Below are 25528 nucleotides of genomic sequence, written 5' to 3'. Positions count from 1 at the left end.
CCTCCTTTTGCCTTGACCGCACTCTAACGCACAATGACGCATTCGCTATTTTCGCCGCAAATTGTTGCGTAACGCCTCGCAAAGCCGCGTCAGCATTCAGACGAATCCCGACAGTGTTTCATAATTCCTCCATTTTTCTCCCTTGTTCACTGGCTAAACTAGTATCATTCCACGAATCGTTTCAGGATGAGAAACTCATAACAATGAAAGGCAGTAATAAATCCCGCTGGGTGATAGCAATCGTGATCGTCGTGGCCACCGTCGCCGCCATCTGGTTCTGGCAAAGCCGCAGCGCTTCCCAGGAAACCGCACCGGGCGCTACCAAACCAGCGCAGCACACGCCTGGGTCGGCACGCCGTGGATTGCGCTCCGGACCGTTGGCTCCCGTGCAGGCTGCCACTGCCACCGAGGAAGCCGTTCCACGTTACCTGACAGGGCTGGGTACCATTACTGCCGCCAATACCGCCACGGTACGTAGCCGGGTGGATGGTCAGCTCATTGCCTTACACTTTGAGGAAGGACAACAGGTAAAAGCCGGCGACCTGCTGGCAGAGATAGATCCCAGCCAGTTCAAAGTCACTCTGGCTCAGGCGCAGGGACAACTGGCAAAAGATAAAGCCACGCTGGCGAATGCCCGTCGCGATCTTGCCCGCTATCAACAGTTGGTTAAAACCAATCTGGTCTCCCGCCAGGAGCTGGATGCCCAGCAGGCGCTGGTCAATGAGACGTTAGGCACAATCAAAGCGGATGAAGCCAGTGTCGCCAGCGCTCAGTTGCAGCTCGACTGGAGTCGGATAACCGCACCTGTCGATGGTCGTGTCGGCCTGAAGCAGGTCGATGTCGGTAACCAAATTTCTAGCGGCGATACCACCGGGATCGTCGTTATTACGCAAACTCATCCCATCGACCTGATATTTACTTTGCCTGAAAACGACATTGCTACCGTGTTGCAGGCACAAAAATCGGGGAGCCAGCTGAAGGTCGAAGCCTGGGACCGAACCAATTCACAAAAACTGAGTGAAGGCGTCCTGCTCAGTCTCGACAATCAGATTGATGCCACTACAGGAACCATCAAAGTTAAAGCCCGTTTTAACAATCAGGATGATGCGTTATTCCCTAACCAGTTCGTCAACGCCCGCATGCTGGTCGACACGCAGCAAAATGCCGTGGTGATCCCAACAGCAGCCCTGCAGATGGGCAACGAAGGGCACTTTGTCTGGGTACTGAATAGCGACAACAAAGTGAGCAAGCATCTGGTTAAACCGGGTATTCAGGACAGCCAAAAAGTGGTGATCGCCGCTGGGTTGTCCGCAGGCGATCGGGTCGTGACTGACGGTATTGACCGTCTGACGGAAGGCGCAAAAGTCGAAGTCGTTGAGGCGCACGACGCCTCTGTTTCCGATGAGAAAACAGCGCCACGCGGATACGGCAAAAAAGGAGCCAACTCCTGATGCAGGTGTTACCTCCGGACAACACAGGCGGACCATCGCGCCTGTTCATTCTGCGCCCCGTCGCCACTACGCTGCTGATGGTCGCGATTTTGCTTGCCGGTATTATCGGTTATCGCTTCCTGCCAATCGCCGCCTTACCTGAAGTGGATTACCCCACGATTCAGGTCGTGACGCTCTACCCTGGCGCCAGCCCGGACGTCATGACCTCGGCGGTAACCGCGCCGCTTGAACGTCAGTTTGGCCAGATGTCTGGCTTAAAACAGATGTCATCACAAAGCTCCGGTGGCGCATCGGTCGTTACGTTACAGTTTCAACTGACGCTCCCGCTGGATGTTGCCGAGCAAGAAGTTCAGGCCGCGATTAACGCCGCCACCAATTTATTACCCAGCGATCTACCTAACCCTCCGGTCTACAGCAAGGTAAACCCGGCAGATCCGCCGATCATGACGCTGGCGGTCACTTCCAGCGCCATGCCGATGACGCAGGTGGAAGATATGGTCGAAACCCGCGTCGCGCAGAAAATCTCTCAGGTATCCGGCGTGGGTCTGGTAACACTTTCCGGTGGGCAACGTCCGGCGGTCCGCGTGAAACTTAACGCTCAGGCCATTGCCGCACTCGGTCTTACCAGCGAAACCATCCGTACGGCCATTACCGGTGCCAACGTCAATTCAGCAAAAGGGAGTCTTGATGGCCCAACGCGCGCCGTTACCCTTTCAGCTAACGACCAGATGCAGTCCGCAGATGAATATCGTCAGCTCATTATTGCCTATAAAAACGGTGCACCGGTTCGTCTGGGCGATGTCGCTACCGTCGAACAAGGAGCAGAAAACAGCTGGCTGGGTGCATGGGCAAATAAGCAACAAGCTATAGTGATGAATGTGCAGCGCCAGCCTGGGGCGAACATTATCTCCACGGCAGACAGTATCCGCCAGATGCTGCCACAACTTACCGAAAGCCTGCCCAAATCGGTTAAGGTCAGCGTACTTTCCGATCGTACCACCAATATTCGTGCCTCCGTTGCAGACACCCAGTTCGAGTTGATGCTGGCGATAGCGCTGGTGGTGATGATTATCTACCTGTTTCTGCGCAATATTCCGGCGACGATTATTCCTGCAGTCGCCGTACCGTTGTCGTTAATCGGCACCTTCGCGGTGATGGTATTTCTTGATTTCTCCATCAACAATCTGACCTTAATGGCGCTCACCATCGCGACAGGCTTTGTTGTGGATGACGCTATCGTGGTTATCGAGAATATTTCACGCTATATCGAAAAAGGCGAAAAACCGCTGACTGCTGCCCTGAAGGGCGCGGGCGAGATTGGTTTTACCATCATCTCCCTGACGTTTTCATTGATTGCGGTATTGATCCCACTGCTATTCATGGGCGATATTGTCGGGCGTTTGTTCCGTGAATTCGCCGTTACGCTGGCGGTGGCGATTCTGATTTCCGCCGTTGTCTCGCTCACTCTTACGCCGATGATGTGCGCGCGCATGCTGAATCAGGCCTCATTGCGTAAGCAAAATCGCTTCTCCCGCGCCTCAGAGCGAATGTTTGATCGCGTCATAGCCGGGTACGGTCATTGGCTGGCAAAAGTACTTAACCATCCGTGGCTCACACTTAGCGTAGCGCTCGGCACGCTGGCATTGAGCGTCATGCTTTGGGTTTTTATCCCCAAAGGTTTCTTCCCAATCCAGGACAACGGCATTATCCAGGGTACGCTACAGGCACCGCAGTCCAGCTCATTCGCCAGCATGGCCGAGCGCCAGCGCCAGGTTTCAGATGTCATCCTTAAAGATCCGGCGGTAGAGAGCCTGACCGCTTTTGTCGGTGTGGATGGTACTAATCCGGCATTGAACAGCGCGCGTTTGCAAATCAACCTTAAACCGCTGGATGAACGTGACGATCGGGTGCAGAAAGTGATTGCGCGCTTACAGGATGCGGTTGACAGGGTTCCCGGAGTTGACCTTTATCTTCAGCCCACTCAGGATCTGACGATTGATACTCAGGTGAGCCGGACGCAATATCAGTTCACGCTGCAAGCGACATCCCTTGATGCCCTCAGCACCTGGGTTCCACAGCTGTTAGCAAAACTACAGCAGCTACCGCAACTGTCCGACGTCAGCAGCGACTGGCAGGACAAAGGGCTGGTAGCGTATGTGAACGTCAATCGCGACAGCGCCAGCCGTTTGGGCATCAGCATGTCAGATGTCGACAACGCCCTGTACAACGCCTTCGGCCAGCGTTTGATTTCGACTATTTACACCCAGGCAAATCAATATCGCGTGGTGTTAGAACATAACACCAACAATACGCCGGGGCTTGCGGCACTGGATACAATACGTCTGACCAGTAGCGACGGTGGCATAGTACCGCTCAGCGCAATCGCCAGTATTGAACAGCGTTTTGCCCCGCTGTCGATTAACCACCTCGATCAGTTCCCGGTCACCACCATCTCGTTCAACGTGCCAGACGAACATTCGCTGGGTGATGCGGTACAGGCGATTCTGGACGCCGAAAAAACGCTTAACCTGCCCGCAAATATTACGACCCAGTTCCAGGGCAGCACGCTCGCCTTCCAGGCCGCGCTGGGAAATACCATCTGGTTGATTGTGGCTGCGGTTGTGGCGATGTATATCGTGCTCGGCGTGCTGTATGAGAGCTTTATTCACCCAATTACTATTCTCTCCACGCTGCCGACGGCGGGCGTCGGGGCACTGCTGGCGTTAATGATTGCCGGCAGCGAACTGGACGTCATCGCGATTATTGGCATTATTTTGCTCATCGGTATCGTCAAGAAAAACGCCATCATGATGATCGACTTTGCCCTTGCCGCGGAGCGCGAACAAGGCATGGCACCGCGCGATGCTATTTTCCAGGCCTGTCTGCTGCGTTTCCGCCCAATTCTGATGACTACGCTGGCGGCACTGCTCGGCGCGTTGCCGCTGATGTTAAGTACCGGCGTGGGCGCAGAGTTACGCCGTCCGTTAGGCATTGGCATGGTCGGTGGACTGCTTGTGAGTCAGGTATTAACCCTGTTTACCACCCCGGTAATTTATCTGCTGTTTGACCGTCTGTCGCTGTATGTGAAAAGCCGCTTCCCGCGTCAGGAAGAGGAAGCGTAAATGAAATTTTTCGCGCTTTTCATTCATCGGCCGGTGGCGACCATTCTCATTTCGGTGGCCATCACCCTGTGCGGCATACTCGGATTTCGTCTGCTGCCGGTCGCTCCGCTGCCGCAGGTGGATTTTCCGGTGATAATGGTCAGCGCATCATTACCCGGTGCCTCCCCTGAAACGATGGCGTCTTCGGTCGCAACTCCGCTGGAGCGCTCGCTGGGCCGCATCGCGGGCGTAAACGAAATGACTTCGAGTAGTTCGCTTGGCAGTACGCGTATTATTCTCGAATTCAAATTCGACCGTGACATCAATGGCGCGGCGCGGGACGTTCAGGCCGCGATTAACGCCGCGCAAAGCCTGCTGCCCAGCGGGATGCCGAGCCGACCAACGTATCGCAAAGCTAACCCTTCCGATGCGCCAATCATGATCCTGACGCTGACGTCGGACACTTACTCGCAGGGTGAACTATACGATTTCGCATCAACACAACTGGCGCAGACCATCGCGCAAATCGACGGTGTGGGCGACGTGGACGTTGGAGGCAGTTCTCTGCCTGCCGTGCGGGTAGGACTCAACCCGCAGGCGCTGTTTAACCAGGGCGTGTCACTGGACGACGTGCGTAGCGCGATCGACAATGCCAACGTGCGTAAGCCGCAGGGCGCTATCGAGAATGATACCCATCGCTGGCAGGTACAAACTAACGATGAGCTGAAAACCGCCGCCGAATATCAACCGATTATCATCCACTATAACAACGGCGCAGCGGTGCGACTGGGTGATGTTGCGTCTATAACCGACTCTGTACAGGACGTTCGTAACGCGGGGATGACCAACGCCAAACCGGCCATTCTGCTGATGATCCGCAAGCTGCCGGAAGCCAATATTATTCAGACGGTAGATAGCATTCGCGCCAAATTACCGGAGCTACAAACGCTGGTCCCGGCCGCCATCGATCTGCAAATCGCCCAGGACCGTTCACCGACCATTCGCGCTTCATTAGAGGAAGTTGAACAGACGCTGATTATCTCCGTGGCGCTGGTTATCCTGGTGGTCTTTGTTTTCCTGCGATCCGGGCGTGCGACTCTGATCCCCGCGGTAGCGGTTCCGGTCTCGCTGATCGGTACCTTTGCCGCCATGTATCTGTGCGGATTCAGCCTGAACAACCTGTCATTGATGGCGTTAACCATTGCCACGGGATTTGTCGTAGATGACGCCATCGTGGTGCTGGAAAATATTGCCCGCCACCTGGAAGCAGGAATGAAGCCACTCCAGGCGGCGTTACAGGGTACGCGCGAAGTGGGATTCACCGTGCTTTCCATGAGCCTGTCGCTGGTGGCGGTATTCCTGCCGCTGCTGTTAATGGGCGGATTGCCTGGACGCCTGCTGCGCGAATTTGCCGTCACGCTGTCGGTTGCCATCGGTATCTCGCTGCTGGTGTCGCTGACATTAACGCCAATGATGTGCGGCTGGATGCTTAAATCCAGCGCCCCGCGTGAACAGCCGCGTAAACGGGGATTTGGTCGCGTGCTGGTAGCGCTGCAGCAAAGCTACAGCACTTCACTTAAATGGGTACTGCGCCACACGCGACTGGTGGGCGTGGTATTACTCGGCACCATTGCGCTGAATATCTGGCTTTATGTTTCCATCCCCAAAACCTTCTTCCCAGAGCAGGATACGGGCGTATTGATGGGAGGGATCCAGGCTGACCAGAGCATCTCTTTCCAGGCGATGCGCGGTAAACTGCAGGATTTTATGAAGATCATCCGCGACGATCCGGCGGTGAACAATGTCACCGGCTTTACCGGTGGGTCACGGGTTAACAGCGGGATGATGTTTATTACCCTCAAGCCCCGCGATGAGCGCCGTGAAACCGCTCAGCAGGTGATCGACCGCCTGCGCGTTGCGCTTTCAAAAGAACCAGGTGCGAATCTGTTTCTGATGGCGGTGCAGGACATCCGCGTTGGCGGACGCCAGGCCAACGCCAGCTATCAATACACATTGCTGTCCGACGATCTGGCGGCGCTGCGTGAGTGGGAACCGAAGATCCGTAAGGCGCTTGCCACCCTGCCCCAACTGGCGGACGTCAACTCCGATCAGCAGGACAATGGCGCGGAGATGAATCTGATTTACGATCGCGACACCATGTCTCGTCTTGGGATCGACGTGGCAGCCGCCAACAGCCTGCTGAATAACGCCTTTGGTCAGCGACAAATTTCAACCATCTATCAGCCGATGAACCAGTACAAAGTGGTGATGGAGGTCGATCGACGTTACACCCAGGACATCAGCGCACTGGACAAAATGTTCGTCATCAACAATGACGGTAAAGCGATCCCGTTATCGTACTTTGCCAAATGGCAGCCAGCGAATGCCCCACTGTCGGTAAACCATCAGGGATTATCTGCCGCCTCAACCGTGTCGTTTAACCTGCCGACAGGTTCTTCACTGTCAGAAGCGACAGAGGCCATCAACAGAACCATGACCCAGCTCGGCGTCCCCTCCACGGTTCGTGGCAGCTTTGCCGGTACCGCCCAGGTATTTCAGGACACTATGAACTCGCAGATGATCCTGATTATCGCCGCCATCGCCACCGTCTATATCGTGCTGGGTATGCTGTATGAAAGCTATGTACATCCGCTGACCATTCTCTCCACGCTACCTTCGGCAGGGGTCGGGGCTTTGCTGGCGCTGGAGCTGTTCAATGCCCCATTCAGCCTAATCGCCCTGATAGGGATCATGCTATTAATTGGAATTGTGAAGAAAAACGCCATCATGATGGTCGATTTTGCGCTGGAAGCGCAGAGAAACGGTAAGCTGCAGCCGGAAGAAGCTATTTTCCAGGCCTGCCTGTTGCGCTTTCGCCCAATCATGATGACCACGCTGGCGGCGTTATTTGGCGCACTGCCGTTAGTGTTATCCGCAGGGGATGGCTCTGAGCTGCGCCAGCCGTTGGGGATAACCATTGTCGGTGGGCTGGTCGTGAGCCAACTCCTGACGCTGTACACCACGCCTGTGGTCTATCTCTTTTTCGACCGTCTGCGTCTGCGTTTTTCGCGTAAAAACAGCAAACCGGTAGCAGAGTTATGACAGAACTTCCCGACAGCACCCGCTGGCAACTTTGGATTGTGGCATTTGGTTTTTTTATGCAGTCGCTGGATACCACCATCGTTAATACCGCGCTTCCCTCGATGGCGGCAAGCCTCGGGGAAAGCCCGTTACACATGCATATGGTCATAGTGTCATATGTTTTAACCGTTGCCGTGATGCTGCCCGCCAGCGGATGGCTGGCGGACAAAGTTGGTGTGCGTAATATCTTCTTCACCGCCATTATCCTGTTTACGCTTGGTTCGCTGTTTTGCGCCGGGTCCAGCACGCTCAACGAGCTGGTGATGGCGCGCGTCTTACAAGGCGTTGGCGGTGCGATGATGGTGCCAGTCGGCAGGCTGACGGTGATGAAAATCGTCCCGCGTGAGCAATATATGGCGGCGATGACGTTTGTCACTTTACCCGGTCAAATCGGCCCGCTGCTGGGCCCAGCGTTAGGCGGAATTCTGGTTGAATACGCCTCCTGGCACTGGATCTTTTTGATTAACATTCCGGTAGGCATTGTCGGCGCGATAGCGACGTTAATGTTGATGCCCAACTACACCATGCAAACCCGACGCTTCGACCTCTCCGGATTCGCGATGCTGGCGGTCGGTATGGCGGTTCTGACGCTGGCGCTCGATGGCAGCAAAGGAACAGGTCTCTCCAGTATCACGCTGGCGGCGTTGGTTATCTGCGGGGTGCTGGCTATTGCGCTGTATCTGAAACACGCCCATCGAAATCCCCGCGCGCTGTTTAGCCTGAATCTGTTTCGCACATCGACCTTCTCGCTAGGTCTGTTCGGCAGTTTTGCCGGACGCATCGGCAGCGGTATGCTGCCGTTTATGACGCCGGTGTTTTTACAGATTGGCCTCGGTTTTTCACCGTTTCATGCCGGACTGATGATGATCCCGATGGTGCTGGGCAGTATGGGCATGAAGCGCATTGTGGTGCAGGTCGTTAACCGCTTTGGTTATCGTCGCGTACTGATTACCACCACGCTTGGCCTGTCGCTGGTCAGTCTGTTGCTAATGACCACGGCACTGCTGGGCTGGTATTACGCCCTGCCCTTCGTGCTGTTTTTACAGGGAATGGTCAACTCAACGCGCTTTTCATCCATGAATACCCTGACGTTAAAAGATCTGCCTGACGATCTCGCCAGCAGCGGCAACAGCTTGCTGTCGATGATCATGCAGCTGTCGATGAGTATCGGGGTGACCATCGCGGGTCTGCTGTTAGGCATGTTTGGCCAGCAACATATCGCCATCGACAGCGGTAGTACGCATAGCGTCTTTATGTATACCTGGCTGTGCATTGCATTCATTATTGCGCTGCCCGCCATTATTTTTGCCCGCGTGCCGAACGACACGCAAACCAATGCGGTGATTTCACGACGCAAAAGGAGCACCTGATGAAGTTCTGGCGGCCCGGTATCACCGGCAAACTGTTTCTGGCGATTTTCGCCACCTGCATTGTGTTGCTGATCAGCATGCACTGGGCTGTACGCATAAGCTTCGAACGCGGTTTTATCGACTATATTAAGCACGGTAACGAACAGCGGCTGCAAATGCTCAGCGATGCGTTAAGCGAGCAGTACGCGCAGCACGGCAACTGGCGATTCTTACGCAATAACGATCGTTTTGTTTTCCAGATCCTGCGCTCTTTTGAACACGACAACGACGATGATAAACCGGGTCCAGGCATGCCGCCACACGGCTGGCGTACACAGTTTTGGGTTGTCGATCAAAATGCCCACGTACTGGTCGGCCCGCGGGCTCCTGTCCCCCGCGACGGTATGCGCCATCCCATCCGCGTCAACGGTAGCGAAGTGGGTGCTGTGATTGCCTCTCCGGTGGAGCGTTTAACGCGTAATACCGATATCAATTTCGACATGCAGCAAAGACGTTCCAGCTGGCTTATCGTCGCGCTCTCCACGATTCTGGCTGCGCTGGCAACGTTTACGCTGGCGCGCAGCCTGCTGGCCCCGGTTAAACGGTTGGTGGAAGGCACGCACAAACTGGCGGCGGGCGATTTCACCACTCGCGTTACGCCAACCAGTACGGATGAGCTAGGCAAGCTGGCGCAGGACTTCAACCAGCTCGCCAGTACGTTGGAAAAAAACCAGCAGATGCGTCGTGACTTTATGGCCGACATTTCTCACGAACTGCGCACGCCGTTGGCGGTGTTGCGCGGTGAACTGGAGGCCATTCAGGATGGCGTCCGCCAGTTCACGCCCGACTCCGTTGCTTCTTTGCAGGCTGAAGTGGGTACGCTCACCAAACTGGTTGACGACCTTCATCAGCTCTCCATGTCAGATGAAGGCGCGCTGGCCTATCAGAAATCATCGCTGGATCTTATCCCGCTGCTTGAGGTGGCAAGCGGCGCATTTCGTGAACGCTTTGCCAGCCGTGGACTGACGATTCAACTCTCGCTCCCGGACAGCATGACGGTATTTGGCGACAGGGATCGTCTGATGCAGTTGTTCAACAATCTGCTGGAAAACAGCCTGCGCTACACCGACAGCGGCGGCGGGCTGCACATCAGCGCCGAACAACGCGAACGCATGGTGTTATTAACCTTCGCGGATTCCGCTCCCGGCGTAAGTGACGAGCAGTTACAGAAGCTGTTTGAACGATTTTATCGCACCGAAGGCTCGCGTAACCGCGCCAGCGGAGGTTCCGGGCTGGGGCTGGCGATTTGCGTCAATATCGTACAAGCGCATAATGGTCTGATCCGCGCCGCCCATTCGCCTTTTGGTGGGGTTAGCATTACAGTAGAGTTACCGCTGGAACGCGATTTACAGAGAGAATCACAACGAATGTAAAACCATGTTCACATTCGTCTATAAAAACGCGTCATACCTGGATATCATAGGCACTCAACACGCAGACCTGCTTTACTCCATGCGTTGATAACCAAACTCAGTAGGGGTACAAAGCGAGGTACATGCGAATCATTAAAATGAGATACCCCTATGAAACTGACTATTAAAGCGGTAGGTGCAGCAAAGCCACGCGAGAAGCCTTACAAACTAGCAGACGGCAACGGCATGTTCCTGTTAGTTAACCCAAACGGATCCAAATACTGGCGCTTGAAATATTACTTCAATGGCAAAGAGAAGTTGTTAGCGCTTGGCGTATACCCCGAAGTATCCCTAACAGAAGCAAGAGAACGCACACAACAAGCGCGGCGAATGTTACGCGATGGATTAGACCCCATACAGGAAAGGCGCAGCCTGGAGGCGATAGAGAGTGGTAATTATGTGCCGTCATTTAAGACGGTAGCAGACGACTACATCAAAGCCAGATCAGGTCAATGGTCAGAGCGCTACGCAAATGATGCGCGGTCAATCATGAAGCGGGACGTTTTTCCGTCCATTGGTAACAAGTCAGTTAACAACATTACCCCGCAGGAAGTATTAAACCTGTTAAGAACAATAGAGCAGCGCGGCGCAGTCATTCAGGCGCGGAAGGTTCGCAACCGGATAAGCGAAGTTTTCAATTACGCCATAGTGATCGGGCACGCTAAAACTAATCCAGCAGAACGGCTCACAATGGCCTTACAGAAGCCGGAACACGGTCACAACCCAACAATAGAACCTGGTGAGATTCCGGCGTTTCTGGACGCACTGGAGGCGTACACGGGAGACTTTAGAGTTAAGGCAGCTATAAAGCTGTTAATGCTCACAGGCTTGAGAACTGGCGAGCTACGCGGCGGTAAATGGTCAGAGATAGACTTCAACGCGGAAACATGGCAGATCCCCGCCGAGCGTATGAAGATGAAGCGCCCACACATTGTTCCACTATCACGCCAGGCTGTATCTATCCTGCAAAGCCTCCAGTATGTGGCAATGAGTGATCTTATCTTCCCTAACAGGCTTAACATAAACAAGCCAATCAATGCCGGAACGCTGAACAACGCGATCAAGCTGATAGGGTACGGCGGCAGATTAACGCCCCACGGCCTGAGACATCTGCTAAGCACTGTGTTACATGATGCGGGGTATCCTTCCAACTGGATAGAGTTAACATTAGCTCACGCAGATAAGAACACGATCAGGAGTATCTACAATCACGCTCAGTTATTACCACAGCGTAAGGATATGTTACAGGCTTACGCAGATTACATCGACAGACTGAGAGCCGGAACCCCTGAGCCATTAACGCCACCAGCAACCATGATAAAATTCCCTTCCTGAATATTCCCCTATCGAGCCGTATAGCCTTTATGCGGCCTATACCTTACAGGTATATTCGAGAAAATATACCCCTACATAACGCCATACAGCGCGTTTAAACGGCATTCATTTTTAATTAGTTTTAGATACCACCATTAGCACTAAGTCACCGGAAAATAATTCCGGTCACAAATGGTTAAGACTTCAACTTTTATTTACACCCTCATAATAAGGTTATAATTCATTTTCCGCACATGTCATGAGGATACAAAAATAAGCGATATGTAGTTACCACTGGCATAATGAATCTATTGATACGGAATTCTCCAATTTCTTGTATCAATCATCGATTGAAAGTGGATGTTGCGGGAAGCGGAACACACCTTGACACGTTCCTCTATCATAAAGCGCTGGCATACGTTGAACTGATAGCCCGCCTTATTATTCACTACAATGGTTTACCCTCCTGTTACCATTGAAACGCTGTTTATTGTCACATTATTTGATTAATGTCCTCCATAACTTGAACAGGACAGCTACACAATTGTAGTTGGTTTTTTTGTCTGAAATTTACCCACCAGGCCGCCTATATTGCCGAACTAATCAACCAACACGAAGCAGTAATGGCGCGTAAACCAATCACCAACCAATACCGAAGCGAGGCGATTATATAAGTTGCGAAGGGGTTATAATAAAGTATTATCAGTGCACAGTATGATGATGGGTATTAAGTAGCTAGGGGCAAACATTGGCTAAGGTGACTAGAATTCAGGCCGGGCAGTATGCAGTAGATGATGGGCGTTTCATCGTAAAAAATAGCTCAGGATGGCTTGTTGTTGATGTTAATGGTGCTCATGATTTTGGGCCTGTTCCTACGCTAGCGGCAGCGAAACAATATGTGGAGACTGGGACTATTCCGTTAGGGCAACATAATTTTTCTACAACACATGGCCGTAGACAAAGTAAAAAAGAGTTTAATGCACATCTGGCATCTGAAGCTAAAAATGGCAATCCAATGCCAGCCATTCTATGGATCATTGTTCTTTGCATCATCGGTGGCGTTGTATTGGCTGTTAGAGGTTATTAGTTTTGAAAAGATTAACTGATCTGCTATAGCCCGCTTTTCTTGCCAGTTACCCGATCAAAATTCGAGCAATTGGTCGTAGTTGGAATAAATTATTCCAATATATTTTTCGCTATTCCAATATTTATTAATATAAAAAATTAGTTATGATTTTAATTCACATTTTGCTGGAATAATTACCACCGATATAATGGTTTTAGCAGTTAACGAGATTAATCACTTTCCACTCCACGCCCGAGCGGCCCGCAGCAAACGCAATGTTTGCGAGGACATGAGCGGGGCTAGCGATACCTACCAAGCTATGCGAAGCAACAACATTAGGTTTTAAGGCATATTGTGTCTGCGATTCCAGACCGGAATAACCCACAACACCCACCGATTGAAGCCCACCTATCAACGCCAGCCAATAAGCGCCACTTACTTTCCTGTATCGACCGCTACGCGGCCTCACCCGATTAAAAATCGGGATGTGTAAGGGTTAACATTTATTTTCTCATCACAGCAGGTCATCAGGGATCGGCAGTGACTGACACATCAGAGAAAGAAAACCCCGCTTTGCATGATGACAGGTTCGTTTATTCGCAATCCCTATGAACAGATCAGGCGTGATCGCCAGCAATGCAAACCAGTAAACGAAGATAAACGAATTGATCCCCCTGTTACTGATAAGCCTGATGGGTTTAGCTAACAACAAGCTAGGAGTAAGGAAAGAAAATCCGCATACAGTCACGCCATATCATCGTAAGTGAACAGGCACGATCCGTGATTCACTGCGATCTGACATTTCGCGCCATATAAAGCAAGTTATTTCGCCGCCCGCCTGGATGCCCCGCCGCCCTATTCCATCCCGCCGCCTAACCCGCCCGCAAAATTACCACGCCAGCCCACACAAACACCACCAATCAAGCTATAACGGCCCCACAATCTCACGCGGTGTTATTTGTATGCGCCGAATATAGAGCCGTTTACATTGCGTCCTACGCGGTCACAGAAGCCAGGGAATATTAATTACGTGGATAAATAAAAACCTAATCCAGGCAAGCTAATTGTCACAAAGGTAAATTAAATGCACCACTAACACCCTATTTCCTCACATTCAAAAATAGCACGAAATGCTAAAATCAAAAAAAACGCCTATTAAATAAATGTGGGATTATTTATATACAGAATGACACTTCTGTATATAAAGACAGACAGCACGACACAAAGGAGCCGAACATGAACAAGGTAATTTATCGTGTAGCGGACATCCTGGAAATTACTGGATTTTGCAGGGCTACACTATACAAACTTATTAGCAGGGGCGACTTTTCAGCACCATTAAAAATAGGCCGCACTAGTGTATGGAAAGCTGAGACTATTAACGAATGGCTAAAATCACTTTAAGCAACTAATGGAGGGTAACACGCTATGGCTAATACTTTCAAAATCCACGAATGCGAAAAGCACATGGAATACATTCATGAAACCGTAGAGAAATATAACAAGGGATTGATTAATCTTAACGCGGATCAGCTGTTAACTATCGGGCGCATATTAGTGGCAAAAGATTTTTTATATTACGCAGCTATCCAGGCGGGCAATAATGACCTACCGCTTAACACGGGAATAAAGGCAAACGGCAAACACCCGATCAGCCTATATCACGTAATGGTGGCGATTGAGGAAGGTTTACAGAAGCGTTTAATCAAGAAGCACAAAGGCGAAACCGAGCCGGAAGTAAGAGCGGCAATTGATTTGTTTAATATCTACGCCAGCGCCAATGACTTTGACAACGCAGCATTAGAAGAAGTTTATATAGATGTTTTGAGTACCTGGGTTGAATAACAGGAGGCCAAGCCATGAGCAACACACCCGATCCGAAAACATATTTCAAAACACAGCTTGATAAAGACACAGAGCGCTATTTCGAAAATCATTATCAGCCGGACGGCAAAGCGCCGGATCCTGATGGTTATTTTCAGGCAGAACAACCGGACGGAACGCCACCCGCGCCGGATATGCCGATTAATTACGGTGATGATGTACCAAATCCGACAGATTATTTAACCCCGCCGCCTGATGAATATCAGGTTAAGCGCGAGGAAAACATGAAACGCATGGCAGACCAGCAGAAGCACATGCAAGAAATCATTAAATTTGCTCTCAACAACTAACAGGAGGATTTACCCATGAGCATGACATTACCAGCCGTTTTTGAGAAACACGGTATTTTTGATGCAGATATCCCGACCAGCGGCAAAGGGGCAGTGATTAAACTCCAATCCGGCGCAGAGATTCACGCGGATCTGCATATCAAAGAAACAGTGATGAGCGATGGACGGCGCGGAGTATTCGAGGCCAATATTGCCGAAGCCCTGGATGAATTTATGAGTAATAAGAGCTACGAAATATCCGTACACCAGGTACAGTATGAGCAACAATTAAGCGCTTACAATCGTGAGGTTGCCGCCGCTGGCGAACGCCTGGAAATTATGAAGGAAATGGGGATTGTTAAGACTGAGGTTGAACATTTACCCCGCTTAAATAAAAAACTTGTCAAGTTATATATGAGTGACGGATCTATTAAACCGTTCTATACGGTCTATAACCCGTTATTTAATGATGATGAGTATATTAGCCAGGCAGTGATGAACATGAAAGAACACCCAGAGGAATGGACTCTGCCGAGCGATGGTAAGCAGCTTACAGCAAACGCCAGCATTATTAACAAGCCCGTGCCAAGTAAAGTAATTAAATTCTAATCAGCAACATGGCCCGCCTAGCGCGGGCTATTTATTCCCCATGAGAGTATTAAACATTTTGTTAAAGCCAAGAGCTTTACGTGAATTCTATTATTTTGCCAGCACAATTAACCGATGATTTTTAACGAGGTGAATATTATGTTGAACATCATTACCATCGGCGTGAAGGTTATCAGCCGCCGAATCGAAAAAATGAAACGCGAGCCGGATCCAAAACATCAGTTTTACCAACGACACAATATTAGACATTTTGCAGACATTATCCTTGAGGTGATCGATCAGATGCTTGAAGAATTAAAGACGGCGCACAATGAGAGCAAGGAGGAGAAAAAACATCTAAGAAAATTAAAACGCGAGCTTGAAAAGGTTATTGAATCCATGAATGAACATTACAGCAAGCGCGGTATTCAACGCCACGGCCCGAAGAAGGAAGATTAATTTGACCAGAGCAACAGCCAACACAGCAACATTTAACCAGCGGATTATCCGCAAGCCGATCCGCATCAACGTTAAGAAATAACCGGAGGGAAAGAACATGCGATTTTACAACCACAAAACCACTACACGCGCTTTTTTCGGTCATTCAGTATGTAAGCGAGCCTTTGCAATTAACCACGCCAAAACACGCCAGCGGGCTAAATATGCACCCGTTGTGACATTGGATCCGGCTGATAATGTATTAATCAGGCGCGGTGATGAGTGGAGAGTATCAAGCCGATTGATTGCTAATCGCCTGGATATGGATCACGACAGCATTACAAGAGTGATGCGAAATAACAAGGAAGATTTTGAAGTGTACGGGAAATTGCCCAACGTCGAATACAAGGAATGTATAACCGATGCTGTGAATGGTGGCGATGAATTACTGGATTATAAATCCAGAATTAATCCTATCAAAAGAGGTCAAAAACAAAGGCATTACCTATTGAATATCGACCAGTTCGAATTGTTAGCTAGTTTTCTGAGAGGTAACTGCGAAAACAGAGATCGAATCATGGCCCTACGCCATAGCATTATTAAGAATAATCGCTATATACGCGAGCGCCTGGAGAAACGAGAGATCCAATTACTGAATTACCACCCGACCAGAGAGCTACTGGCAGAACATGACGCAAGACCTGAGTACTATATGAAGCTGGCAGCAATGGACAACAGATTCATAGGAAGCAAGCGCGGAGTATCGAGAGATTTGCTATCGCCGGATCAATTGAACAAATTAACCGCCTGTCAGGTGATAGAAAACCAGTGCATTACAAAATCCCTGAGCGAAGGTAAAACATTAGACGAAGCCATTAGCCACACTGCCAAGATATTAAGGGATATAGGATGACCAGCGACGGCAGCAGAGAAGCGCATTAAACCAACAGATCACGAAGTATTTAATCAGATATTCAACGCAAGAATTACCCATCAATAAACGCGCTTAAACACGTTTTAACGACCCTTAAATGACAGATAGGCAATCATAAGCGGCAAATAAACGAACGTTACACAGCGCGATACAGGAAGAATAAGCGATACATTCAAAACCTATTTAAGCCGCCAGCCCGCATGAATAAAGGGTTAGGTAACTATTAATAACTTAACGTAATAATTCACATTTACATTTTGCATAAGATCTAAGCATACAGGAGGCAAATACTATGGCTAGACCACGCGGATCCACTTATTCGGAAAAGTGGCTTGATAAGATTATTGATGAAATATTAAACGGTAAATCAATTAACCAGATCGGCAATACACCAGGCTTCCCAACCGTCAGGACGATATTCAAATGGATCCGCACATATCCAGAGTTACGGGAGGCGGTAACGTTAGCAAAGGAATTCGCCGCAGAAAGGCTAATGGATGAATGTATGAGCATTGCCGATACAGTAAGGGAAGATAACGCAGCGATTAGCAAAGCCGGATTAAGGGTAAAAGCTCGATTAGCCGCAATAGGCCGTAATGCACCGAGGAAGCAAGAAAGCAACGTGACAATCAACAACACCAACAACGTACAAGCCAACGCAGAAGCACAGGCTGCCGCCGTTGCCAATATCGATGTCTCAATCTTAGAGCAAGAACAAAACTTGAACTTTGCCCGCATGTCGATGCTATTTCTTGATGACGTAATGGAAGCCGATGAGGTAATCCAACAGATCAACGCTAAGCGGATCATCATTCAAAACGGCAATGAAAAGCTCATACCTACAGAAGAATATATAAAAATCCGTGGCTTTGACATTATTGAAGGGGGGAAACGGAATACCTTAGACAGCAGATAGTGATGGAAGCCCAAAGCCAAGCAAGCAGCGCGGCAACCACAGCACAGATGGGAGCTATTGCGGCATCAGCAGCACCAGCAGCGGCGGCAGTGTCCACAGCTACTATGGGCGGGGCCGCAGGTATAGCAATGAGTGCTTTATCAGGGCTTATGGGCTTTGCCTCATCCTTTTTCAGTGGCAGACGTTACAACGGCGGATCCGTATTAGGCGGGAACATGTACCGCGTAGGCGAACACGGCAAGCCTGAGTTATTCCAACAGGGCAATAAGCAATATATGATCCCAGGCGATAACGGGCGCGTAATAAGTAACCGTGACGCTTTCGGCGGTGGTGGTGATGTAATTAATAACTACAACATAACGGTTAATACTACAAACGGCTGGAGTGAGAAGGATAGCCGCGAGTTAGAAGCCACTATCAAGCGGATCTCTATGGCCCAAATAAGGGAACAGGCCACACGACCAGGAGGTTTAATTCAGCCCCGACGCTAATTCATCAGCTAATTAACTTTGCCACTTACAATGCCGTAGGCGGCTTTATTCAACACTAGCAAAAACATTTCAGCAATCGGAATAAATGGAGTAATATATTTAGGGAAGGAAATTAGTTTTGATTCATTAGCACCATTAACTACTTACTCATTGCATAGCGCCGAATCCTCTAGGCGCTATTTTTTATCTACTCCCCTGCCATCCCTCCGTATATCCTCATCAATCATTAAATATTTCGTAAAGCTCAATCCACGAATTTAAATTCTGTATTTTTATCAACACGATTAATCGCTATTTTTCACAGAGCAATAATATTGTAAAGGCCGCTACGGAAATCGAATTCCGCAGCAACCTATTTTCGTCTCATCATTATTTGAACAATCAATATGCTTTATCGCATTCAGCTAAAAACAGCAAATTAGTCGCCGTTAAATGAAGCATATAACTTGCGAGTGATTCTTCTACCGTTTTTACATCAGCGCCTTGTCCATGCCCAGCCTCTTTGTTTCTAATTGTAGCAATTCCGCTATCTAACATACCGCGCAAAGATGAAAATTGATTCTGCAAATACTCTGGGATCAACTCATTTTTGAGACATCCGTTAACCAGTTCCCTTGCGGTTGTTTTCTTGGGGTCATATTCCCACCCACGCTTATCATGAATAGATTTCATTAAACTCTCAAATGCTTTTAAGCAATCAACCATGCTTTCTTTATATTTTCCATGTCTATAATGCTCATGAGCCGAAAGAAACTCATTCATTGAACCATTGTATTCATCCTTCGAACTCAATAAAAAAAGTGTAGGCTTCACTACTTCAGAATGAATATACTGAGAATCAATTTTCATTAATCCTCCATTCTCAAACTGAAAACCAACAGCATTTTCCTTAAACCTTATGTTTAATTCCTCTATCGCATTATTGATTTTTTCTGGACTATTTCTATAATAGTCTCTCAGATCGCTATTTATGACGTTAAATGTCAAGTCTATGATATCCAGACATTTATTTACATCATCAGCTTTCAAAAAAAAGTCTCGAACCTCAGTAAAGAAAGAGTATGAATCTCTCTCTAAAGTGAATAATCCATATTCGGTGCGTAATGTTTTGCATATAAATTTGTAGGTGTTATCTGATCTATTAGATCTATATGAAGAAAATCGCATACTAGAAAATGAAGTACACGAACCTATTACATCTGTCATTATATGTATTATTTGCACTCTTAATTTTCTTGGTATTTCATCATAAGAATAGACTTCATCTATCTCGCCATTTATTAATTTTTGTCGCTTTGAGTATAAATTAAAAATTGCCATCTTATTCTGCTCAATTTCTATAATTAAGTTAGTTTGAACTACACCGCGAGGTGATCCGAGACTCCGTGACTCCCGAACATTACACGGTTTCCCGTAGCTTTTCCTTGTCTATCATATCATTGAAGCTATTTCTATATGCCTACGATTTCCTCAAAACGTGATTACAGCGCCGTTAACGAGTAAGTCATATAGTCGCCACCAGAACTTCTTCTCTACTGGCTTGAGCATAGTTTTAGAACCCATTTATTTGAACAGATGAACATTTAGCGCGGTGTGATCATGTTTACAAGTCGCTATGAATATCCGAAACTCACTAAACGCGCCAGCATGCCAGAAATTCACCCAAAACATGGTGGGGGATGTGAGCATAATTTAACCATCAGCTACAATCACGGGGATACTGACAGGGGTACATTTTACCAACAGTTATCAATATCCACGCCGTTACTGGCATGAGAGCCATAACCATGATTTACAGAGAGATGTATGACTGAGTTACCCATTGATGAAAACACACCGCGTATTCTGATCGTGGAAGACGAACCCAAGCTGGGGCAACTGCTCATAGACTACCTGCGGGCAGCGAGCTACGCTCCTACGCTCATCAGCCACGGCGACCTGGTTCTGCCTTACGTGCGCCAAACACCGCCCGATCTGATCTTGTTGGATCTGATGCTGCCCGGTACCGATGGTCTGACCCTGTGTCGGGAAATCCGCCGCTTCTCAGAAGTCCCCATCATGATGGTAACCGCTAAAATCGAAGAGATTGATCGCCTGCTGGGGCTGGAGATCGGTGCAGATGATTATATTTGTAAACCGTACAGCCCGCGCGAAGTCGTCGCGCGTGTTAAAACGATCCTGCGCCGATGCAAACCGCAGCGCGAACTACAACAAATGGATGCAGAAAGCCCGCTTATCGTCGATGAAGGCCGTTTTCAGGCCTCCTGGCGTGGGAAGATGCTCGATTTAACACCCGCTGAATTCCGCTTACTTAAAACGTTGTCACATGAGCCGGGAAAAGTATTCTCCCGAGAACAATTGCTTAACCATCTCTATGACGATTATCGCGTCGTTACCGACCGCACCATCGACAGCCATATTAAGAACCTGCGACGCAAGCTGGAGTCGCTGGATGCTGAGCAGTCGTTTATCCGCGCGGTCTATGGCGTGGGGTATCGCTGGGAAGCCGACGCCTGCCGAATTGCTTAAACACTCCTGCCCTTCAGGGCCCGCTGCTTCATGGGGCCCTGGTGACTAGCAACTCTCCAAATATCGCTCATACTCTTTCTGACAACACTGTCGTCAATAACTGTTTGATCTAAAACTTTTAATCAAGGAGTTCATATGGCTGGTTGGTTTGAATTAAGTAAGAGTAGCGATGATCAGTACCGCTTTGTTCTTAAAGCTGGGAACGGGGAAATAATCCTTACCAGTGAGCTTTACACTACCAAAAGCGCTGCGGAAAAAGGGATCGCATCTGTCCAGGCTAACAGCCCTCTGGATGAGCGTTATGAGAAAAAAACAGCGGCTAATGGAAAATTACATTTCAACCTGAAAGCTGCAAACCACCAGATTATTGGTAGCAGTCAACTGTATGCGAATGAACAGTCACGCGAGACCGGTATTACTTCGGTTAAGACCAATGGTGTCAGTCAGACGATAAAAGATAAGACCTGATAATTACTCGCTCAGCCGGGTAACGCAACGCTGTCGCCCGGCGTTTTTCTTTACCTGCCTTCCCTGCAGCGCTACAATGCCCGCCCTTAATATGGGGGCACTCCCCTAACCGCCTCATTGAGTGAGGCGAGTCTGACCTGTCATCAGAACGAGAAAATTATGTTTAAACCGGAACTCCTTTCCCCGGCGGGAACGCTGAAAAACATGCGTTACGCTTTCGCCTATGGCGCAGACGCTGTGTATGCGGGCCAACCGCGTTACTCACTGCGCGTACGCAACAACGAATTCAACCACGAAAACCTGCAGCTCGGTATTAATGAAGCCCATGAACTGGGTAAAAAATTCTATGTGGTGGTTAACATTGCCCCACATAATGCCAAGCTGAAGACTTTCATTCGTGATCTGAAACCGGTGGTGGAAATGGGGCCGGATGCACTGATCATGTCAGACCCTGGTCTGATTATGCTGGTGCGCGAAAACTTCCCTGACATGGACATTCACCTTTCGGTACAGGCTAACGCCGTAAACTGGGCGACGGTGAAGTTCTGGAAGCAGATGGGGCTGACCCGCGTGATCCTCTCCCGTGAGCTGTCGCTGGAAGAGATTGAAGAGATCCGCACCCAGGTGCCGGATATGGAGCTCGAGATCTTCGTTCACGGCGCGCTGTGCATGGCCTACTCCGGCCGTTGCCTGCTCTCTGGCTACATCAACAAGCGTGACCCAAACCAGGGTACCTGTACCAATGCCTGCCGCTGGGAATACAACGTGCAGGAAGGGAAAGAAGATGTAGTGGGCAATATCGTGCATAAGTACGAGCCTATCCCGGTACAAAACGTCGAACCCACGCTGGGTATTGGCGCACCAACAGACAAAGTCTTTATGATTGAGGAAGCCCAGCGCCCGGGTGAGTACATGACCGCATTCGAAGACGAACACGGCACTTACATCATGAACTCGAAGGATTTGCGTGCCATTGCCCACGTTGAGCGCCTGACGCAGATGGGCGTGCATTCCCTGAAGATCGAAGGCCGCACCAAGTCGTACTATTACTGTGCACGTACCGCGCAGGTCTATCGTAAAGCCATTGATGATGCCGCAGCCGGTAAACCGTTCGACCCGCAACTGCTGGAAACGCTGGAGGGTCTGGCGCATCGTGGTTACACCGAAGGGTTCCTGCGCCGCCATACACATGACGACTATCAAAACTACGAATACGGCTTCTCTGTTTCCGAGCGTCAGCAGTTTGTCGGCGAATTCACCGGCGAACGTAAAGGTGAACTGGCGGCCGTGCTGGTAAAAAACAAATTCACTGTCGGCGACAGCCTGGAGCTGATGACCCCACAAGGCAATATCAACTTTACTCTCGAGCAGATGGAAAACGCGAAAGGCGAAGCCATGCCAGTTGCGCCGGGCGATGGTTACACCGTGTGGATGCCTGTACCAGAGGATATCGATCTGAATTATGCATTGTTGATGCGTAATTTTGCCAGTGAGTCCACACGTAACCCGCATGCTAAGTAGTTAATTACGGTTATTTTTCAGCGTTCGGAAGATTCTTAGAAATCGATCACATACCGTTTCGTTCATTAAGGGTATTATCCACTCCGCTGAAAAACATAACCCATAAATGCTAGCTGTACCAGGAACCACCTCCTTAGCCTGCGTAATCTCCCTTACGCAGGCTTATTTTTTTCCTGTAATCTACTGAAATAAATGGATTTATTTCTATCAATGTCCACACATTGACCACATCGATACTAAAAGCCTCGCTTATGCGAGGCTTACCCCTTCGTCACCTGAACTAAAAAGTAATGCCACATCAGACAGGAAGAAGCCCTCACAAATCATTTTTTCAGGTTGTATAAATGAGATACCAGACACTTATTTTCGATTAATACCAATGTATTCTCATTAAATATTGTGAAATATCTATGAAAACAAGGAATTGGCAAAGATGGATACCAAGAGAAGATTAAAGCGGGCTCTAAGTGCAATTGATGACGCCATGACCGTTTTGAAGCGTACACGCTCCAAGGTAGAGAATGGCCGTTCAGATATCAACAGGGCTATAAGTGAACTTGACGACGCAGAATCAAACATACGTAAAGCGATACGCGAACTACCGGACGATGTCTAATCGCGAAAATACAGAAAACCCCGCATTTGCGGGGTTTTCTTTTGGTTCACAGCCAGGGCATTTGATGCTGACCGGTCATCGTCGGGTGCGGTGGAGCCGATACGACTTCCCCCGGCGAAACGATGAAACGCTCAACGGTTTCTGTCGTGACAAAAGTACAACTGCAGTTGATGTTTGTGCACTGATGATACCGCTCTTTTGTGGTGTCAGAAAAATAGCGACTCGTGCGGGCATGGGCGGCGTAATGGCATTTCGGGCAGTGAAACATGATGAGCACCTCTGAGCGTTTTCAATACTGTGATTTTACTCATTTTAACCTTATAAAACAAATACATATAGTAAATTACTACGCTATTTCTTCTCTCTCATACTCCACATCAGAAACCTTAACCTCAAGCTCTAAGCCCGTCGTGAAGCCACTCCCGTTAAGGCTGTGCACCACACGGCTGATTATCCATGCCTGCTCGTCTATCACGCGCTTAAAGCCTTTCACGGTCACCGGCGTTTCGGGAAATAAATCAGCCCGACCAGTGGCAAGCGTAATGGAAAATTCCGCCACGCCTCGCTGTATCCTGTCCCACTTTGCCTGAGCCGCGCGCATGGCCTGCGCCTTTGTGGCATAGATGGTCGTGAGCTCAAGAACGTTGTCCGACTCTCCGGCCATATACTCACCTTCCCGCGCTTCCTGCTCTTTTTTCTTCTTAGCCTTTGCTGATGTTTTGGTGGCTTTCGGGTGCTGCAGCGCGCGCAGGTGCTGCTCTTTGGGTTTACGTTTGAGCTTCACCTTTTGCTTTTGTGGTTTCGGGTCTCTGGTATGTAGCCATTTCGCCGTCACGCCGGTGTAAGCCTTCCGGTCTGCAATGGCGAACTGATGGCGGTCGCCATCGCCACGCTCGACGGTCATTTGGGGGATCGGCTTACCACTGGCCGTCATCGCACTACCGGCTTTCAGGAATAATAATTTCCCGGCTTTCACCGACACTGATGCACCGTTACGCTCAGCAAGTCGGGACAAAAACGCCGCATCAGATTCCTGCGTCTGGTCGATATGCGGAATGGCGATGGCTTTCAGGGCATCAGCAACACTGGCCGTCAGCTTATTACGCTGCGCGATGGTCTCCACAATCACCCCGAGCGTGGTGTCGTGCCATGACTGCTCGCGCCGTGAGTTCAGCGAGCCGCGAAAATCTGCGCTACGTCCCCGGATGGTCAGCGTATCAGGCGCGCCCCGGTGCTCGATTTCATCCACCGTGAAACTCCCCTTGTTGACCAGTGCGGAGCCCTGCCAGCCCAGCCACAGCGTCAGTGATGCCCCGCGCGGCGGCAGCTCGACCAGCCCGTCAGTATCATCGAGCGCGATATCGAGCTGGTCAGCCTCGAATCCGCGATTGTCGGTCATGGTCAGACCGATAAGCCGGTCGCTGAAATTCTGCGTGATATCCGCCCCGTCCAGCGTGAGCATATACGCAGGGGCAACACGCGCCCCGGCCTGAATATTCATTCCCGTTATCATCCTGCCAGCCCTCCCGCCCATTCACCGGCAGACGTGACCAGATTATCCGCCTGCGTTTTCAGGTCGCCATACATGGCCGCAAGCGACTCGTCGACGCGTTTCAGGGACAGAGTGAACTCGATTTTTCTCGCTGCGCCGTCGCTGAAAAGCTCGGTGTGGTTATGGGTCACTTTATCGATAACGTACATTCCGTGGATCATGCCGGTTCCGTCAATCAGCGGCCACGCACGCCCCTCGTCGGCCATCAGTTCGATGGCCTGCAGCGACAGACGCCCGCCGGTGATTTCAGGGTAAAGCGTCCCCGACAGGGTGCGCGAGGTCTCCCCCTCCCCAAGAAACTGATAAGCCGGTCGCCTGCCGATACGGTCATTGGACACCCACCGATAGTCCTTCGAATACTGCATCGACTGATGCGGCAGGGTGCGCCGTTCAAACACAAAAAAGCCCAGCACCATTAACATTTTGCC

General features: G+C 49.9%; 22 protein-coding genes. 18 read left to right on the top strand and 4 right to left on the bottom strand.

The window, feature by feature from the left end; all coding sequences use genetic code 11:
- Positions 1-203 precede the first annotated feature (203 nt).
- The 15 genes from SK33_RS08920 (at position 204) to SK33_RS08850 (ending at position 18414) form a co-directional block, all read left to right on the top strand.
- Positions 204-1451 (top strand): MdtA/MuxA family multidrug efflux RND transporter periplasmic adaptor subunit, encoded by a 1248-nt coding sequence (locus SK33_RS08920; RefSeq protein ID WP_048218115.1) that lies wholly within the window; start codon positions 204-206, stop codon positions 1449-1451.
- A complete protein-coding gene (locus SK33_RS08915; protein ID WP_048218117.1) occupies positions 1451-4573 on the top strand; it encodes an MdtB/MuxB family multidrug efflux RND transporter permease subunit in 3123 nt (1040 codons plus the stop codon). Before SK33_RS08920 ends, SK33_RS08915 begins: the two co-directional genes overlap by 1 nt.
- The gene (gene mdtC, locus SK33_RS08910) at positions 4574-7654 is read left to right on the top strand and encodes a multidrug efflux RND transporter permease subunit MdtC (protein ID WP_048218119.1); all 3081 of its coding nucleotides are present in this window, start codon (positions 4574-4576) and stop codon (positions 7652-7654) included. It abuts the gene before it with no gap.
- Positions 7651-9063, top strand: coding sequence for an MFS transporter (locus tag SK33_RS08905; protein ID WP_003036790.1), 1413 nt, complete (start codon positions 7651-7653; stop codon positions 9061-9063). The genes mdtC and SK33_RS08905 overlap by 4 nt, the downstream gene beginning before the upstream one ends.
- Positions 9063-10475, top strand: a complete 1413-nt coding sequence (gene baeS, locus SK33_RS08900; RefSeq protein WP_048218121.1) for a two-component system sensor histidine kinase BaeS — start codon at positions 9063-9065, stop codon at positions 10473-10475. The genes SK33_RS08905 and baeS overlap by 1 nt, the downstream gene beginning before the upstream one ends.
- Before the next feature lie 150 nt (positions 10476-10625).
- Positions 10626-11849: a tyrosine-type recombinase/integrase gene (locus SK33_RS08895; RefSeq protein ID WP_048218124.1), complete on the top strand. Its 1224-nt coding sequence runs from the start codon at positions 10626-10628 to the stop codon at positions 11847-11849.
- A gap of 736 nt (positions 11850-12585) precedes the next feature.
- A complete protein-coding gene (locus SK33_RS08890; protein ID WP_247751702.1) occupies positions 12586-12915 on the top strand; it encodes a hypothetical protein in 330 nt (109 codons plus the stop codon).
- Between the two features lie 1215 nt (positions 12916-14130).
- On the top strand, positions 14131-14298 hold the full coding sequence (locus SK33_RS26725; protein ID WP_075262470.1) for a helix-turn-helix transcriptional regulator: 168 nt from the start codon (positions 14131-14133) through the stop codon (positions 14296-14298).
- Between the two features lie 24 nt (positions 14299-14322).
- Positions 14323-14739 carry a hypothetical protein gene (locus SK33_RS08880; protein WP_048218126.1) on the top strand — a complete coding sequence of 139 codons (417 nt, stop codon included), beginning with the start codon at positions 14323-14325 and terminating at the stop codon, positions 14737-14739.
- 14 nt (positions 14740-14753) lie between these two features.
- Positions 14754-15068: a hypothetical protein gene (locus tag SK33_RS08875; protein WP_048218128.1), complete on the top strand. Its 315-nt coding sequence runs from the start codon at positions 14754-14756 to the stop codon at positions 15066-15068.
- Between the two features lie 15 nt (positions 15069-15083).
- Positions 15084-15656: a hypothetical protein gene (locus SK33_RS08870; RefSeq protein ID WP_048218130.1), complete on the top strand. Its 573-nt coding sequence runs from the start codon at positions 15084-15086 to the stop codon at positions 15654-15656.
- A 138-nt stretch (positions 15657-15794) separates the two neighbouring features.
- Positions 15795-16094: a hypothetical protein gene (locus SK33_RS08865; RefSeq protein WP_162771962.1), complete on the top strand. Its 300-nt coding sequence runs from the start codon at positions 15795-15797 to the stop codon at positions 16092-16094.
- 97 nt (positions 16095-16191) lie between these two features.
- Positions 16192-16986, top strand: coding sequence for a Rha family transcriptional regulator (locus tag SK33_RS08860; protein WP_048218136.1), 795 nt, complete (start codon positions 16192-16194; stop codon positions 16984-16986).
- Between the two features lie 313 nt (positions 16987-17299).
- Positions 17300-17923, top strand: a complete 624-nt coding sequence (locus SK33_RS08855; protein WP_053065181.1) for a hypothetical protein — start codon at positions 17300-17302, stop codon at positions 17921-17923.
- 2 nt (positions 17924-17925) lie between these two features.
- Positions 17926-18414, top strand: coding sequence for a hypothetical protein (locus SK33_RS08850; RefSeq protein ID WP_048218139.1), 489 nt, complete (start codon positions 17926-17928; stop codon positions 18412-18414).
- A gap of 381 nt (positions 18415-18795) precedes the next feature.
- Here SK33_RS08850 and SK33_RS08845 read toward each other — a convergent pair whose 3' ends face one another.
- Positions 18796-19734 (bottom strand): STM4504/CBY_0614 family protein, encoded by a 939-nt coding sequence (locus tag SK33_RS08845; RefSeq protein ID WP_048218141.1) that lies wholly within the window; start codon positions 19732-19734, stop codon positions 18796-18798.
- Positions 19735-20220: 486 nt separating this feature from the next.
- On the opposite strand from SK33_RS08845, the gene baeR reads away from it, so the two are divergent.
- From baeR to trhP, 3 genes are all read left to right on the top strand, one after another.
- Positions 20221-20943: a two-component system response regulator BaeR gene (baeR, locus tag SK33_RS08840; RefSeq protein WP_003036797.1), complete on the top strand. Its 723-nt coding sequence runs from the start codon at positions 20221-20223 to the stop codon at positions 20941-20943.
- Between the two features lie 135 nt (positions 20944-21078).
- A complete protein-coding gene (locus SK33_RS08835) occupies positions 21079-21411 on the top strand; it encodes a YegP family protein (protein WP_003036800.1) in 333 nt (110 codons plus the stop codon).
- Positions 21412-21570: 159 nt separating this feature from the next.
- Positions 21571-22932, top strand: coding sequence for a prephenate-dependent tRNA uridine(34) hydroxylase TrhP (gene trhP / locus SK33_RS08830; protein ID WP_003844346.1), 1362 nt, complete (start codon positions 21571-21573; stop codon positions 22930-22932).
- A gap of 662 nt (positions 22933-23594) precedes the next feature.
- On the opposite strand, the gene SK33_RS08825 is transcribed toward trhP, so the two are convergent.
- From SK33_RS08825 to SK33_RS08815, 3 genes are all read right to left on the bottom strand, one after another.
- Positions 23595-23816, bottom strand: a complete 222-nt coding sequence (locus SK33_RS08825; protein WP_075262471.1) for a DNA-binding transcriptional regulator — start codon at positions 23814-23816, stop codon at positions 23595-23597.
- A gap of 78 nt (positions 23817-23894) precedes the next feature.
- Positions 23895-25061 carry a phage late control D family protein gene (locus SK33_RS08820; protein ID WP_048218144.1) on the bottom strand — a complete coding sequence of 389 codons (1167 nt, stop codon included), beginning with the start codon at positions 25059-25061 and terminating at the stop codon, positions 23895-23897.
- On the bottom strand, positions 25058-25522 hold the full coding sequence (locus tag SK33_RS08815; RefSeq protein ID WP_048218146.1) for a phage tail protein: 465 nt from the start codon (positions 25520-25522) through the stop codon (positions 25058-25060). The genes SK33_RS08820 and SK33_RS08815 overlap by 4 nt, the downstream gene beginning before the upstream one ends.
- Positions 25523-25528: the final 6 nt, after the last annotated feature.

This window comes from Citrobacter sp. MGH103, from assembly GCF_001034475.2.
Taxonomy (GTDB): domain Bacteria; phylum Pseudomonadota; class Gammaproteobacteria; order Enterobacterales; family Enterobacteriaceae; genus Citrobacter; species Citrobacter freundii.
Note: the sequence above shows the minus strand (reverse complement) of the source record. Positions and strands in the feature narration are given on the sequence as shown.